Origin of the sequence: Brevibacillus sp. AY1 (assembly GCF_029870785.1) — a bacterium.
GTDB lineage: Bacteria > Bacillota > Bacilli > Brevibacillales > Brevibacillaceae > Brevibacillus > Brevibacillus invocatus.
Map to the genome: position 1 here is coordinate 487,657 of NZ_JAFLPN010000001.1, position 13,342 is coordinate 500,998.

The window sequence follows — 13,342 nt, forward strand, 5'->3', positions numbered from 1 at the left end:
GTGAGAGAAGGCTTCGAACGAAGCTTTTTTCCTGTATCAGAATGACGAGGCAACGGGGAACACTTCCTGATGCAGAGAAAAAGGTCTTCGGTTCATCCGAGGTCGTCGCTGCTCTCATTCTGAATGACCCTCGATGGAGGTTTTCTTATTTCTGTTCCCTTTTTGGACTACAGTACATAGCAGGTGAGAGATCATGAATATTGCGATTGATGGCCCAGCGGGAGCGGGAAAGAGCACGGTAGCTAAAAAGGTTGCCGGAGCGCTGGAGTACGTTTACATTGACACGGGCTCAATGTACCGGGCCTTGGCCTGGGCAGTACATCACCATGCTCTACCTATTGAGAATGAAGCAGCCGTATCCCAATTGTTGCAGGATAATGTGATACACCTGCGCCGCGTTCAAGGTGAGCAGCACGTGTATTGGAACGACACCGATGTGACAGCATGGATTCGCACGTCAGAAGTCAGTCAATTTGCGTCCATTGTGGCCAGTTATGGAGCTGTACGGGAGCAGATGCTGGTTCTGCAGCGGAATCTGGCAACACAAGGCAATGTCGTTATGGATGGTCGCGACATTGGCACCCATGTACTTCCTGATGCTGATGTGAAAATCTTCTTGACGGCATCCATCCGTGAACGCGCGGAAAGAAGATGGAAGGAATTGCGTGAAAAAGGTCTTGATCCTGATCTGTCTGAGATGGAAAAGGACATTGCCGAACGTGATCAACGGGATATGAATCGAGAAGTTGCTCCCTTACGTCAGGCAGAGGATGCCGTGCTGGTTGACACCACAGGGATGACGATCGATCAGGTTGTTGATCGAATTCTGGAAATTTGCGAGCGAACGGGAGAATCGAGACAGTGAGTTATTATCGTATATTCCGAGGCTTTTTCCGCACGATTTTTTCGCTTGTCTTTCGTTGGCAAGTGATCGGGCGAGATCATATACCTAAGGAAGGCCCAGTGATCCTTTGTGCCAATCACATTTCACTGTGGGACCCTCCGTTATTGGGCTCAGGGATTGAGCGTCAGGTTTTTTTCATGGCGAAGGAAGAATTATTTCGTATTCCCGTCATATCCTTTTTGATCACCAAGTTTGGTGCTTTTCCTGTCAAACGAGGAGCCGGCGACCGTGCCGCGATCCGTTCTACGCTAAAACTGCTGGAAGATGGGAAAATCTTTGGAATTTTTCCAGAAGGCACGAGAAGCAAGACAGGAGAAATTGGGGAGGGAATGACAGGCGTCGCCATGTTTGCGCTCAAATCACAAGCCGAAGTGATTCCGGTTGCGATTATTGGACCTTATCGTCCTTTTCGCCCGGTCACAATCGTTTACGGCAAGCCGATTGATCTCACGGCATTACGTCAGGCCAAATCCAGCTCCGACACTTTAAAGGAAGCAACGGATCTGATCATGGCCGAGATCAAAAAGCTTTATGATGAGCATCGCTCCAAGCAATCGGTATAGAAACCGTAAAGCGAAGAATACTAACTTTAACTGGAACTAAATGGCTTCGTCAGTTAACTGAATGTCTTTTTGGCATCAGTTAAAAATATACATGCTCCCGCTTCTAGCAAACTGGTTGGAGGAATCCACCACTTTACAGATAGGTTGGGACTGGATGGCATGAAGGAGGTCTTTTGAAGATGGAAGAAACAAACGTAAGCTTAACGGATGCAACTGTCATTTCCGTAGGGGATGTGGTAAAAGCGACCGTTACCAAAGTTGAAGACAAACAAGCACTCGTAGATGTAGGTTACAAATATGACGGATTGATCCCGATCAGCGAACTGTCCCCGCTTCACGTGGAAAAAGTTTCTGATGAAGTAGCTGTAGGCGACAGCTTTGATGTTCGCGTGATCAAGCTCAACGATGAAAAGGAAGAACTGGTCGTATCCAAAAAAGCGGTCGCGATGGAATCCGCATGGTCTGACCTGGAGCAAAAAATGGAGAGCGGCGAAATCATCACGGCAACCGTGAAAGAGATCGTTAAAGGCGGTCTTGTCGTTGACGTGGGCGTTCGTGGATTTATCCCTGCTTCCATGGTGGAGCGCCACTTCGTAGAAGACTTTGCTGACTACAAAGGCAAAGAGCTGACGCTGAAAGTGGTAGAGATGGATAAGGAAAAGAACAAAGTCATCCTCTCTCATAAAGCCGTTTTGGAAGATGAAGTGAAAGTGAAAAAACAATCGATCCTCGATACCATCAAACCTGGTCAGGTACTGGAAGGTACCGTTCAACGTATGACAGATTTTGGTGTATTCGTGGACATCGGTGGCGTGGATGGATTGGTTCACGTGTCCGAATTGGCTTGGAACCGTGTAGAGAAGCCTTCTGATGTTGTAAAGGAAGGCGACAAGGTACAAGTGAAGGTATTGAAAGTCGACAAAGAAAACGAGCGCATCGGCTTGAGCATCAAGGAAACGCAAGCCGGTCCTTGGGCGAATGTGGCAGAAGACTTCAAAGCTGGCTCCATCGTGAATGGTACCGTAAAACGTCTGGTTACCTTCGGTGCATTCGTAGAAGTGGCTCCAGGAATTGAAGGTCTGGTACACATCTCCCAAATCGCTAACCGCCGCGTCAATACACCAGGTGAAGTACTCAAGGAAGGCCAGGAAGTTCAAGTGAAGGTACTGGATGTTGTTCCACAAGAACAACGCATTAGCTTGAGCATTCGCGCTGTTGATGAAGATCGTGTGGAGCAGGCAGAGCGTGCAAGCAAAAAGGAACAACAACAGTTCCAACAAGAAAACAATCAGCCAATGGGCGTTACTTTGGGCGAGCTGTTCGGTGATCTGAAAGACAAGTTCAAGTAAGGTACAGGTGATGAGGGGATACGCTAAAGGCGTGTCCCTTTTTTCATTCAGAAGGTCTACCTTGTCAGAGCGAATCAGGTGCTAGATCAGTTTGCTCTGGCAAAGAGGTTACACAGAGAGGAATGTGAGCGGATGGATCGATCCCAGCGAAAAATGGATCACATTCAACATGCTTTGTCCACGAACGATTTGCAGAGAAACGGATTTGACGATGTACGATTTATCCCTAATAGTTTACCTAATATACATTATGGTAACACTTTGCTTGTTACAGATCTTGGTCCATTCCGATTAACTTCACCGATCTTCATAAATGCGATGACAGGTGGAGCTGCAGCTACCACTGAGATTAATCAAAAGCTCGCGATTATTGCCAAAGAACGAGGGCTGGCAATGGCAGTCGGATCACAAATGGCAGCCCTACGTGATCCAACCGCCCGAGAGAGCTACACGATTGTTCGCAAGGAGAACCCGCATGGAATTCTCTTTGCCAATATTGGAGCGGAAGCAACCGTCGAACAAGCGCAAGCAGCAGTAGAAATGATCGAAGCAAATGCGCTGCAAATTCATCTGAACGTGATGCAAGAGCTGTTGATGCCGGAAGGGGATCGGGATTTTTCCGGTTATCTGGAAAAAATTCAAAGGATCAAGAATAAGTTATCAGTCCCTGTGCTAGTGAAGGAAGTGGGCTTCGGGATGTCCGCTGATACCATACAAAAATTGGTAGACATTGGCATTCAGATGATTGATGTCGGGGGGCGAGGAGGCACTAATTTTGCGAAGGTGGAAAATCTGCGTCGCAGTCAGCCTTTGCCGATGTTTGATGATTGGGGGCTTTCTACGGTGGAAAGCTTGCTGGAGGCCAGTATTCTAGCAAATCGCCATTTGTCGGTGATGGCAACAGGTGGTGTTCGTCATGGATTGGATGTGGCAAAGGCCCTCTCCTTAGGGGCAGAGGCGGTAGGGATAGCAGGGGCTTTGCTGCGTCTAGTCAAAACAGGAACAATCGACGAATGCCTTCAGGCTGTGGATGCGTGGCACCATGAAATTCGCATCGCAATGACCTCGCTTGGAATAGCGAAAACCGATCGATTTCGCGGTCTTCCGTTGGTGATTATGGGACAAACTGCGGATTATGCCCGATTGCGCGGTATCGATCTGGTTGGATTGGCTCAGAGATAGTAGCCATCCCTTCCATCCTATTTGCTCATGAAAGGATGACAGTTGAGGCATACTTTGGGGAGACAACCACATCTTGAGGAGCTGAACATGAACGAAGGGACACTTGCCATTCTCATCCAATGGAGCCTGTTGTGCCTCGTCTGGATGGGAAGTCTGGATCTTCTCTTGCGTGAACTCAAAGTAACCAGAAAGCACTTGTTGGCTGCTCTTACTGTTTTTCTTATCTGTTCATTTGCTTTTTGGCCGCTGTCCTTTGCACCTGTGCAGGTAAGCCTGGCAGGGACGTTATTGCCATTGATCTTGTGTGGATGGTTGTATCGAAAAATGCCGAAGGATCGTCGCCGCATTCACTTGCTTGCCTCCGTGATGATTGCCTGGCTGCTCTTTTGGCTGCGTTGGATGTTCTTTACAGATCCCGTCCTCTTGTTTTGGGAGGAGCAATTGATTTTACCAGTCATTGGTCTGGTGGCTGTAGCGATTGTCAACAGAAAGGGCGTGGCCCAACTTTTTTCACTCCTTTTTTCCTTCATTCTGGCTGACGTCATTCACGCGCTCTATTTCTGGAGGCTGTCCGGAACTTGCTTGCTGGGCGATGAGTATGCCCAGGATCTCATGTGGAGCAGTCTTTCCCTTTGGTGTATTCTTCGTGTCATCTGGTTGTGGGTATGTCGCTTGATAGGTTGGAATCAAATAGAGCCTTCCAATTCCGATGCACGTAGGTGATGACGAGACTGATGAAAGAACTGCTTGCAAATGAATTTGTATTGCCGCTGACTATGGGGTTTGTTTTTGGGATTCTGTGCAGGATCCATCTTTTACGTACAGATTATCGCCAGTACCCGACATATCCGCACGGGAAAATCATTCAGGTTTCGCTTGGCGTGATCGCCGCAGCACTTGGTTCCGTAGCCATACCTGCTTTATTGAAGGAAAACTACACAGCGGTCACTTTTTTGACTGTCGCAGCTCAGCAATTTCGCGATGTACGCAACATGGAACGAACCACCTTGAGCGAGATTGACAAACAAGAGCTGGTACCCAGAGGTGGTCCTTACATCGAGGGCATTGCGATGGTGTTTGAAGGCAGGAATTACCTGGTCATTTTCTGTTCTCTGGTTACGACTTCTGCGGCCATTTTTTTCCACTGGTGGGGAGGGCTTATTGCGGGAATCATCACCTTGCTCCTTGCGCGAAAATGGATGTCCGGAAAGACACTCGCCTTGATTGTCGACATTAAGGAAGCGAGTGTTCGTGTAGAGGGAAAAGATTTGTACGTGGACGATATTTACATCATGAACGTCGGGCTAGAAGATTCCCAAACGCTGATACGTGAGCAAGGGATGGGCTACATTCTCACACCTAAGGATGCCAATGCCACGGTGACGATTGCGCATCCCGGGCAAAGGCAGGCGATTTTGCACGATGTCGCTACACAGCTTGGGGTCTATACGGACACAGGTGAACCGTCCTTGACCCCTTTGGTAAAGCGAGATCTGTCTACCGGGCGATTGGGGGTTTTTCTGCTTCCACAGGTCAAGGATGTCGAGCAGGCAATAGCAGTGATCGGAGCAGTCCCCATTCTGGAAAGCGTTTTTCGCATGCCGCAAAAATCAAAAGCTCCCAAGCAGGAGGTGTAGGGCATGCCTAGTGAAATTCTAGCTGTCATCACAATGGACAGAGAGCGAATAGCGGGTGGTGCCCCTATCTTTTTTTGTGCGGATCACCAAGAAATGCAGCAAATTGCGTTTACCCTGGAAAAGATATTAGATGGTATGGTGCATGAAGTGACGGCTGATTCCCTAATCATTGTTCGGCATAAGTAGTGTATGGTATGATTAGCTAGTCAAAAACAGAAATGAGAGAGAGTGTTGTAAACTATGGGATTGCCAGTGGTAGCCATTGTGGGGAGACCCAACGTGGGCAAGTCCACGATATTTAACAGATTGATTGGCGAGCGAATCGCGATCGTGGAAGATCAGCCGGGAGTAACCCGTGATCGTCTATATGGAAAAGGCGAATGGCTGACGCATAATTTCCACGTCATTGACACCGGCGGTATTGAATTTGGTGAGACCGACGAAATCCTCACGCAAATGCGTTACCAGGCTGAACTGGCTATCGACGAAGCGACTGTCATCGTAATGATTACGGATGGACGAACAGGCGTGACCGATGCGGATTTGGAGCTGGCACGCATGCTGAATCGGACTGGGAAACCAATCGTCCTTGCCGTTAACAAAGTAGATAATCCAGAAATGCGGGCAGATATTTACGATTTCTACACGCTAGGTTTGGGCGAGCCGTTTCCGATATCTGGTAGTCACGGTCTGGGACTCGGTGATATGCTGGAGGAGGTTGTCAAGAGCTTTCCGGCGCCAGACGAAGAGGACACAAGAGATGATATCATTCGCGTATCGATTATCGGTCGTCCCAATGTCGGCAAATCATCCTTGACCAACGCCATTCTGGGTGAAGAGCGTGTCATTGTCAGTGATGTAGCCGGAACAACTCGAGACGCGATTGATACACCTTTTGAACGCGACGGGCAAAATTACATACTGGTGGATACTGCAGGTATGCGCAAGCGTGGAAAGGTGTATGAGAACACCGAGAAGTACAGCGTGATGCGCGCCATGCGGGCCATCGAGGATTCAGATGTTGTGCTCGTTTTGATCAACGGAGAAGAAGGAATTATTGAGCAGGACAAGAAGATTGCCGGTTACGCCCATGAAGCAGGACGAGGTGTCATTATTATCGTCAACAAATGGGATACGGTAGAAAAAGACGATAAAACGATGCAACGTTTTACGGAACTGATCCGGGAAGAATTCAAGTACCTGGATTACGCACCGATCATGTACGTGTCGGCCAAATCCAAGCAGCGTGTACATACCATCCTGCCAAAAGTAAACGAGGTAGCGGAAGCGCACTCCATGCGAGTTCCAACCTCTGTTCTGAACGATCTGGTCACGGATGCCACGATTCGGACTCCACCACCATCTGATCGAGGAAAGCGTTTGAAAATCAACTATGCGACACAAGCAACAGTCAAGCCACCGACATTCATCTTGTTTGTGAATGATCCGGAGCTAATGCATTTCTCCTATGAGCGTTACATAGAGAATAAAATACGTGAGGCGTTTGTTTTCGAGGGGACGCCTGTGCGTATCTGGACGCGGAAAAAAACATAGGGAGAGGGAAAGGGTCATGGTCCTATTAGCCTGGGTGATCAGCTACTTCATTGGATCAATCAGTTTTAGCTATCTCATTACAAAAAAAATAGCGGGAATTGACATTCGTTCGCAGGGGAGTGGCAACATGGGGGCCACGAACACGCTACGCGTACTGGGCAAAGGACCTGGGATCGCCGTCCTGGTGCTGGACGCGACGAAAGGCCTGCTAGCGATGGGAACCACCCACCTGCTTACAGGGGGAGATCCGCTTGCATATGCAGTGTCAGGCTTGTTTGCAATTGCTGGTCACAATTGGCCCATCTTTTTTGGATTTCGCGGGGGAAAAGGTATTGCAACCACCTTGGGTGTGGCGCTTGGCTTTTCACCCCTCGCTTTTTTGATTGGTGGTATTGCCGCTGTGATCACAATCATGATCACCCGCTATGTATCGCTAGGTTCACTTATTCTGGTAACCATTCTTCCCATCGTGATATTTGTGCTGGACAAGCCGATTGCTTTTTGGTGGACCAGCCTGGTTCTCACGGTCTTTGCTTACATTCGCCATCATAACAATATCCGCAATCTTCTTGCAGGGACTGAGCGAAAACTGGGGGATAAAACCAATCGAAAACTAGGATAAACCGGCTAGCACAAGCAAGGTACAAATAAAATGAAATGTTGGAGGGAGCGCTCTTGATTCAAAAGGTAGCCGTTATCGGCGCTGGGAGTTGGGGTACAGCACTTGCTTCTGTTTTGGCGATGAACGGTCATCAGGTGACTTTATGGGTGCGTAACCCCCAAACAGCTGAGGAAATCAACAATACGCATCGGAATGAAAAATACCTTCCTGAAATCACGCTTCCCGAAAATATTGTCGCTACATCGGATATACAGGAAGCTGTTGCGGGGATGCGCATCGTGCTTCTAGCTGTTCCTTCACATTCGATGAGAGACATGTGCAAAAAGCTGGCAGCGCATCTTGAGCCTGATGTCCTGCTGCTGCATGCGACAAAAGGGTTCGAATTGGAGAGCTTAAAACGGATGTCAGAGGTGATTTCCGAGGAGGTTTCGCCGGGGATTGCCGCTCGATTGGCTGTTCTTACAGGTCCGAGTCATGCCGAGGAAGTCGTTCTTCAACAACCAACGACTGTAGTCGTCGCATCTGCCTCTGAAGAAAGCATGCTGAGGGCACAAGATTTGCTGATGAATCCCAATTTTCGCGTCTATACCAACCCCGATCTGGTCGGTGCCGAAATCGCTGGTGCACTCAAGAACATTATTGCACTCGGCGCAGGAATGTCAGATGGTTTAGGTTATGGCGATAATGCGAAGGCAGCACTTATGACGCGAGGGCTTGCTGAAATCAGCCGCTTGGGAAGCAAGCTGGGCGCGATGCCCCTGACTTTCTTGGGACTGGCAGGCGTTGGGGACATGATCGCCACCTGCACCAGCAAGCACAGTCGAAATTGGCGCGCTGGCTACATGCTCGGACAGGGGAACAAGCTGGAGGACGTGCTGGAGCAGATGGGAATGGTTGTCGAAGGAGTTCGGACCACGCACGCTACCCACGCTCTGGCTCAAAGAGAGCAGGTAGAGATGCCGATTACATCAGTCCTATACGGGATTCTGTTTGAAGGCAAAACAGCCAAACAAGGCGTCGAAGAGCTGATGGGTCGCGGAAAAACGTATGAGATGGGGCTGTTAAACCCGGATGCAGATCGTCCAGAGTGAGATCGCCTCACACATTTAGGCTCCTGCACATAAGATAGCGTGAAAGCCTAGATGGCAGGAGGAGGTTTCGCATGAACAGCAATTTCTCACGTCGTTTCATGGATAGTCTGAAGAGCAAAGCCGTAGAGCATGTGGATGAAAGCAAGCTTCGATCACTGGCTAGCACGGTTAAGAAAAGTGATTTTGAAGACGAAACCAAGCTGCGTCAAATGATCCAGTCGCTGGCCGCGATGAGTGGCAAGACGCTTACGCCAGAAAAAGAAGACAAGATCATTCAGATGTTCCGGGATAAAGAAATCAACCTGTCAGATCTCTCATCCTTAGGCAAGCTGCTCAAGTAAGAGAAATGGGCGATTATGACCGTTACATGCTGAGAAAACCGTCATACAGTAAGACTAGGAACAATCATGGCTCTACAGGGACATGGCTGACCTACAGAAACAAGAAAAAAAGAGGGAGATCATCCCTCTTTTTTTCTTTGTTTTCCGCTGTTTGTGACCGTCTGGGTCAGAAGATTTTGAACTAGAGGAGACTGTAACAACCCAAGCAACTGACCGATGTCGATATTGGCCAGTGGATTGCTGCTTGCACCGCCACTGCCAGCTTCCTGCTCGGAGGATTCACTGACTTTTTGGGCAGTCTCTGGTGCCGCCTTGCGCTTGTTGCTTGGTTTTTCGGCTGTCTCTGGCTTGTCGGCATTACGCTTGCCCAGGTTCTCAAAGATCTCCATCGCACCGTACAGGGTGTCCATCGTCTCTTCCACTTGTCGAATCGTTGTGCTTATGCCTTTAATATTATTGCGCATCTTGGACACGGAAGTGCGCAGGTCAGCTGTGGCGGGCACGACTTTTTTGGGTGTGACGGCAAGGGACACCTCGGTTGCCTGGTCGTTTAGTTTCTTGCTAGGAATGGGTGCATATGGATTTCGCCATTTACGATTGCTGCTCATCTGCCATCCCTCCAATGGGCGAATTCATCACGATAGTCTATGCGAACGTCTAGAAGGTGGTTCGCATCCGTCAGGTGCAGGATGGTGAAGTATGGTATAATAAAACCAAAAAAGCAAAGGATGCTGTAGTCTAGATGTATATTGATCCTATTACGAAGATGAACATCTCATTTGTCGCTATCGCATTGATGTTCGTCTGCAATTTCATGATGCTTTTTTCCAGGAAGACCCAAAATGCCTGGCTTCGTTTCGTACTCAGAACGGTGGGCTTTTTGATGTTGCTTGTCATTTTTGTGTTAATCTTAGTGGTTATGTTTGTATAAGGAGAGGGAGTTATGGCGCAGCTAACCTTGCAAAGCCGATCGGGTAGCCATACGTTGCCTGTAGAGACCAACAAGTCGATCGTTGAATTGGCCAAAAAGCATAAAGTCGTCTGGGGATATGCTTGCCAACGAGGCGTATGTGCACAATGTCGCACTTTGGTAATCGAAGGAGCAGAAGCACTGAATGAAGTGACGAAGGAAGAAAAGCTGCGTCTGCGCAAAGCAGAACGAGCTGAAGGATACAGGCTGGGGTGCCAGGTTCAGATCGTCAAGGATGGCGATGTGACGCTCGCTCATCGGCCATATTGATTGGGGCATTGGTTCATGAGTAAAGTAACGTTTTTACCATCAGGCAAAACCGTAAAGGCGAGACAGGGACAGACTCTTGTCAGCGTAGCTGGATCTGCTCGCGTGGTGATACCTCAACGATGCGGTGGACACGCTTCCTGTCTGATGTGCAAGGTCGTGCTGGAGCAGGGAGAATTATCCCCTCCAACCGCTCTGGAGGTACGTAAGCTGGCAGAGAACGATCTGGAACAGGGTATACGTCTAGGGTGTCAAGCCAAGGTCACACAAAAAGACTGTACGGTACGTATACCGGAGAGCCGTTTGAAGTCCGTCGTGCAAGCTGCTTTGCTGCGGCAGCAAGAAGAAAATGAAGATTGAAGCAAGAGGTGTATAGGGAAGATGGAGTATTCGTTGCGTAAATGGCATCCGTTGCTTGTTTGCTTGACGCTTTTGTCTGTGATGCTTTCAGGATGTTTGTATCCGGATGAAAGGCGAGCAGAGAACCAGATGCCGAGCGCATTTTTTCTGGAAGCAACGCAAAAAGCAATTGATCAATTCAGGCAGGATACATCGGTTCTGCCTATTGTCACAAAAGATTTAGACACACCGATCTTCGAAAAGTACGAGATCGATTTTCGCAAACTGATTCCGAAGTACATGCCGGATGTCCCTGGAAACTCCTTTGAAAAAGGCGGCGTATTCAAGTATGTGCTGATTGACGTAGAGACCAACCCGACTGTGAGATTAATTCAATTGAGCTCTATCAGTACGGTAGCCGATGTCCAACGAGCGGTTCATTCGTATCAATACAACAACGACAATGAGCTGCCGATCAAAGAAGACATCGGGGATGGATATTTCTCTATTGATTTTGGAAAAATTGGCATGAAAGAAACACAAGTACCAGGTACAGCAGGTACATACCTTTTACCACTCGTGATGAATGGAAAAGGAGATGTAGGAATTGATTACGCCATCGACATTGCTACCGTTCTGAGAGAGAGCAAGGCGACCGTGCAAGAAAGAACGGATCCGCGATATGTCATGGCGAGGGAATCCAACTTCGTTCCGGCTAAATCGTTCCCATATACGATGGTAGGCGATCAGCCAAAACTCCTGAAATTACATTGATCCGATCAAAACGACTCTAAAAAAGAGTCGTTTTTTTGTTCTAGTTCTCCCATACTCACATATATTTGTACTGTCCACGAAACTAGTACGAGGTTCCCGGGAAAATACTGGCGGTCAGGGATAATTCGGAAAAACGGTCATAGTGTAAAAATAGACAAATAGAAGGAGGTCATCGATGGTGGAACGAGTTGACATCTTTAAAGACATAGCCGAACGGACAGGCGGAGATATCTACCTAGGTGTTGTAGGGCCTGTGCGTACAGGGAAATCCACATTTATCAAGCGATTTATGGAGCAGGTCGTCATCCCCAATATTCAATCAGAGGCCGAACGGATTCGCGCTACGGACGAATTGCCGCAAAGTGCGTCCGGCCGAACAATCATGACGACAGAGCCGAAATTTGTTCCAAACCAGGCTGTCAATGTACACGTAACCGAAGGGCTCAGCATCAACGTCCGCCTCGTTGACTGCGTGGGATATACGGTTCAGGGTGCAAAAGGATTTGAGGATGACAACGGGCCGAGAATGGTGAACACACCTTGGTACGAAGAGCCTGTTCCATTCGAAGAAGCAGCAGAAGTAGGTACCCGCAAAGTCATCCAGGAACACTCCACGATTGGAATTGTGGTTACAACGGATGGCAGCATCGCGGAAATTCCCCGTGTAGGTTACATTGATGCGGAAGAGCGGGTTGTCAACGAGCTCAAGGAAGTTGGGAAGCCTTTTGTGATTGTCGTCAACTCGACGCGTCCACGATCTGATGAAGCCCAAAATCTGCGTGCTCAGCTGCAGGAAAAATACGATGTTCCGGTCGTCGCACTGTCAGTTGATCACATGACCGAACAAGAAATCCTGCTTCTCATGAGGGAAGTTCTGTTTGAATTCCCTGTACATGAAGTAAACGTCAATCTGCCCAGCTGGGTCATGGTGCTTGAGAATGGGCACTGGCTCCGTCAAAACTACGAAGAAGCCGTACGAGAGACTGTGCAGGATATACGCCGGTTACGCGATGTGGACCGTGTCGTCGGTTTCTTCAACGAGTATGACTTCGTGGAGCGAGCGTCCCTTGCAGGCATGCATATGGGCCAAGGGATAGCTGAAATCGATCTTTACGCACCGGATGAGCTCTATGATCGCATCTTGGTGGAGATCGTGGGTGTCGAGATCAGCGGCAAGGATCATTTGCTGAAAATCATGCAGGAATTCTCCCATGCCAAGCGGGAATACGATCAGGTAGCGGAAGCGCTGCATATGGTCCGGAGCACAGGCTATGGCATTGCGGCTCCGTCGTTGCATGAGATGACCTTGGACGAACCTGAACTCATCCGTCAAGGCCCTCGCTTTGGTGTCAGGCTGAAGGCAACCGCTCCATCCATTCATATGATCAGAGTAGATGTGGAATCGGAGTTTGCGCCAATCATCGGTACAGAAAAGCAAAGCGAAGAACTGGTTCGGTACCTGATGCAAGATTTCGACAAAGATCCGTTGTCGATTTGGAATTCCGATATTTTCGGCAGATCCCTGCACTCGATCGTCCGAGAAGGAATTCAAGGAAAAATCACCATGATGCCGGACAATGCGAGATACAAACTGCAGGAAACCTTGGGGCGTATCATCAATGAAGGCTCTGGCGGACTGATCGCGATCATACTGTAAAACGTAGGAAAATGGAACTAGATAACGCAGGAAAGAATGGGGCTCCCGTACTGATGGGGAGCCTTTTTTTCTTGTATTTCGTTCAATTTCGA

Annotated in this window: 17 protein-coding genes; 16 read left to right on the top strand and 1 reads right to left on the bottom strand. The window is 48.7% G+C overall.

Annotation, left to right across the window (positions count from 1 at the left end; genetic code table 11):
* Positions 1-193: 193 nt before the first annotated feature.
* The 11 genes from cmk to JZI27_RS02625 all read left to right on the top strand — a co-directional run bounded on the left by cmk (position 194) and on the right by JZI27_RS02625 (position 9,243).
* Positions 194-865, top strand: a complete 672-nt coding sequence (gene cmk / locus JZI27_RS02575; protein WP_122908336.1) for a (d)CMP kinase — start codon at positions 194-196, stop codon at positions 863-865.
* A complete protein-coding gene (locus JZI27_RS02580; RefSeq protein WP_122908335.1) occupies positions 862-1,467 on the top strand; it encodes a lysophospholipid acyltransferase family protein in 606 nt (201 codons plus the stop codon). The genes cmk and JZI27_RS02580 overlap by 4 nt, the downstream gene beginning before the upstream one ends.
* A gap of 179 nt (positions 1,468-1,646) precedes the next feature.
* Positions 1,647-2,816, top strand: a complete 1,170-nt coding sequence (gene rpsA, locus JZI27_RS02585; RefSeq protein WP_251242864.1) for a 30S ribosomal protein S1 — start codon at positions 1,647-1,649, stop codon at positions 2,814-2,816.
* Positions 2,817-2,948: 132 nt separating this feature from the next.
* Positions 2,949-3,998 carry a type 2 isopentenyl-diphosphate Delta-isomerase gene (gene fni, locus JZI27_RS02590; RefSeq protein ID WP_280206679.1) on the top strand — a complete coding sequence of 350 codons (1,050 nt, stop codon included), beginning with the start codon at positions 2,949-2,951 and terminating at the stop codon, positions 3,996-3,998.
* 87 nt (positions 3,999-4,085) lie between these two features.
* Positions 4,086-4,721, top strand: a complete 636-nt coding sequence (locus tag JZI27_RS02595) for a YphA family membrane protein (RefSeq protein WP_122908332.1) — start codon at positions 4,086-4,088, stop codon at positions 4,719-4,721.
* 8 nt (positions 4,722-4,729) lie between these two features.
* On the top strand, positions 4,730-5,635 hold the full coding sequence (locus JZI27_RS02600) for a YIEGIA family protein (RefSeq protein ID WP_280206781.1): 906 nt from the start codon (positions 4,730-4,732) through the stop codon (positions 5,633-5,635).
* 3 nt (positions 5,636-5,638) lie between these two features.
* Positions 5,639-5,821 (top strand): capping complex subunit for YIEGIA, encoded by a 183-nt coding sequence (locus JZI27_RS02605; RefSeq protein ID WP_122908331.1) that lies wholly within the window; start codon positions 5,639-5,641, stop codon positions 5,819-5,821.
* A gap of 54 nt (positions 5,822-5,875) precedes the next feature.
* The gene (gene der, locus JZI27_RS02610; RefSeq protein ID WP_280206683.1) at positions 5,876-7,189 is read left to right on the top strand and encodes a ribosome biogenesis GTPase Der; all 1,314 of its coding nucleotides are present in this window, start codon (positions 5,876-5,878) and stop codon (positions 7,187-7,189) included.
* A gap of 16 nt (positions 7,190-7,205) precedes the next feature.
* A complete protein-coding gene (gene plsY / locus JZI27_RS02615; RefSeq protein ID WP_280206686.1) occupies positions 7,206-7,811 on the top strand; it encodes a glycerol-3-phosphate 1-O-acyltransferase PlsY in 606 nt (201 codons plus the stop codon).
* A 35-nt stretch (positions 7,812-7,846) separates the two neighbouring features.
* A complete protein-coding gene (locus JZI27_RS02620) occupies positions 7,847-8,902 on the top strand; it encodes an NAD(P)H-dependent glycerol-3-phosphate dehydrogenase (protein WP_481752785.1) in 1,056 nt (351 codons plus the stop codon).
* 71 nt (positions 8,903-8,973) lie between these two features.
* On the top strand, positions 8,974-9,243 hold the full coding sequence (locus tag JZI27_RS02625) for a stage VI sporulation protein F (protein WP_122908327.1): 270 nt from the start codon (positions 8,974-8,976) through the stop codon (positions 9,241-9,243).
* A 119-nt stretch (positions 9,244-9,362) separates the two neighbouring features.
* Here the strand turns inward: JZI27_RS02625 and JZI27_RS02630 are convergent, their stop codons facing one another.
* On the bottom strand, positions 9,363-9,851 hold the full coding sequence (locus tag JZI27_RS02630) for a hypothetical protein (protein WP_122908326.1): 489 nt from the start codon (positions 9,849-9,851) through the stop codon (positions 9,363-9,365).
* A 158-nt stretch (positions 9,852-10,009) separates the two neighbouring features.
* Between JZI27_RS02630 and JZI27_RS02635 the strand changes: the two genes are divergently transcribed.
* From JZI27_RS02635 to spoIVA, 5 genes are all read left to right on the top strand, one after another.
* Positions 10,010-10,174 (top strand): DUF2768 family protein, encoded by a 165-nt coding sequence (locus JZI27_RS02635; RefSeq protein WP_276330094.1) that lies wholly within the window; start codon positions 10,010-10,012, stop codon positions 10,172-10,174.
* 12 nt (positions 10,175-10,186) lie between these two features.
* On the top strand, positions 10,187-10,483 hold the full coding sequence (locus tag JZI27_RS02640; RefSeq protein WP_122908324.1) for a 2Fe-2S iron-sulfur cluster-binding protein: 297 nt from the start codon (positions 10,187-10,189) through the stop codon (positions 10,481-10,483).
* 15 nt (positions 10,484-10,498) lie between these two features.
* Entirely contained in the window at positions 10,499-10,840 is a 342-nt protein-coding gene (locus JZI27_RS02645) for a 2Fe-2S iron-sulfur cluster-binding protein (RefSeq protein ID WP_122908546.1), read from the top strand.
* Between the two features lie 21 nt (positions 10,841-10,861).
* Positions 10,862-11,593, top strand: a complete 732-nt coding sequence (locus tag JZI27_RS02650; protein WP_280206691.1) for a hypothetical protein — start codon at positions 10,862-10,864, stop codon at positions 11,591-11,593.
* A gap of 178 nt (positions 11,594-11,771) precedes the next feature.
* A complete protein-coding gene (spoIVA, locus tag JZI27_RS02655) occupies positions 11,772-13,250 on the top strand; it encodes a stage IV sporulation protein A (protein ID WP_122908545.1) in 1,479 nt (492 codons plus the stop codon).
* The last annotated feature ends 92 nt before the right edge of the window (positions 13,251-13,342 follow it).

What these genes read in the sequence shown, in the direction of transcription:
- cmk (WP_122908336.1), top strand. Translation starts at nt 194, where the DNA reads ATGAATATTGCGATTGATGGCCCAGCGGGAGCGGGAAAGAGCACGGTA.
- rpsA (WP_251242864.1), top strand. Translation starts at nt 1,647, where the DNA reads ATGGAAGAAACAAACGTAAGCTTAACGGATGCAACTGTCATTTCCGTA.
- fni (WP_280206679.1), top strand. Translation starts at nt 2,949, where the DNA reads ATGGATCGATCCCAGCGAAAAATGGATCACATTCAACATGCTTTGTCC.
- JZI27_RS02595 (WP_122908332.1), top strand. Translation starts at nt 4,086, where the DNA reads ATGAACGAAGGGACACTTGCCATTCTCATCCAATGGAGCCTGTTGTGC.
- JZI27_RS02605 (WP_122908331.1), top strand. Translation starts at nt 5,639, where the DNA reads ATGCCTAGTGAAATTCTAGCTGTCATCACAATGGACAGAGAGCGAATA.
- der (WP_280206683.1), top strand. Translation starts at nt 5,876, where the DNA reads ATGGGATTGCCAGTGGTAGCCATTGTGGGGAGACCCAACGTGGGCAAG.
- plsY (WP_280206686.1), top strand. Translation starts at nt 7,206, where the DNA reads ATGGTCCTATTAGCCTGGGTGATCAGCTACTTCATTGGATCAATCAGT.
- JZI27_RS02620 (WP_481752785.1), top strand. Translation starts at nt 7,847, where the DNA reads ATGTTGGAGGGAGCGCTCTTGATTCAAAAGGTAGCCGTTATCGGCGCT.
- JZI27_RS02625 (WP_122908327.1), top strand. Translation starts at nt 8,974, where the DNA reads ATGAACAGCAATTTCTCACGTCGTTTCATGGATAGTCTGAAGAGCAAA.
- JZI27_RS02630 (WP_122908326.1), bottom strand. Translation starts at nt 9,851, where the DNA reads ATGAGCAGCAATCGTAAATGGCGAAATCCATATGCACCCATTCCTAGC.
- JZI27_RS02635 (WP_276330094.1), top strand. Translation starts at nt 10,010, where the DNA reads ATGAACATCTCATTTGTCGCTATCGCATTGATGTTCGTCTGCAATTTC.
- JZI27_RS02640 (WP_122908324.1), top strand. Translation starts at nt 10,187, where the DNA reads ATGGCGCAGCTAACCTTGCAAAGCCGATCGGGTAGCCATACGTTGCCT.
- JZI27_RS02645 (WP_122908546.1), top strand. Translation starts at nt 10,499, where the DNA reads ATGAGTAAAGTAACGTTTTTACCATCAGGCAAAACCGTAAAGGCGAGA.
- JZI27_RS02650 (WP_280206691.1), top strand. Translation starts at nt 10,862, where the DNA reads ATGGAGTATTCGTTGCGTAAATGGCATCCGTTGCTTGTTTGCTTGACG.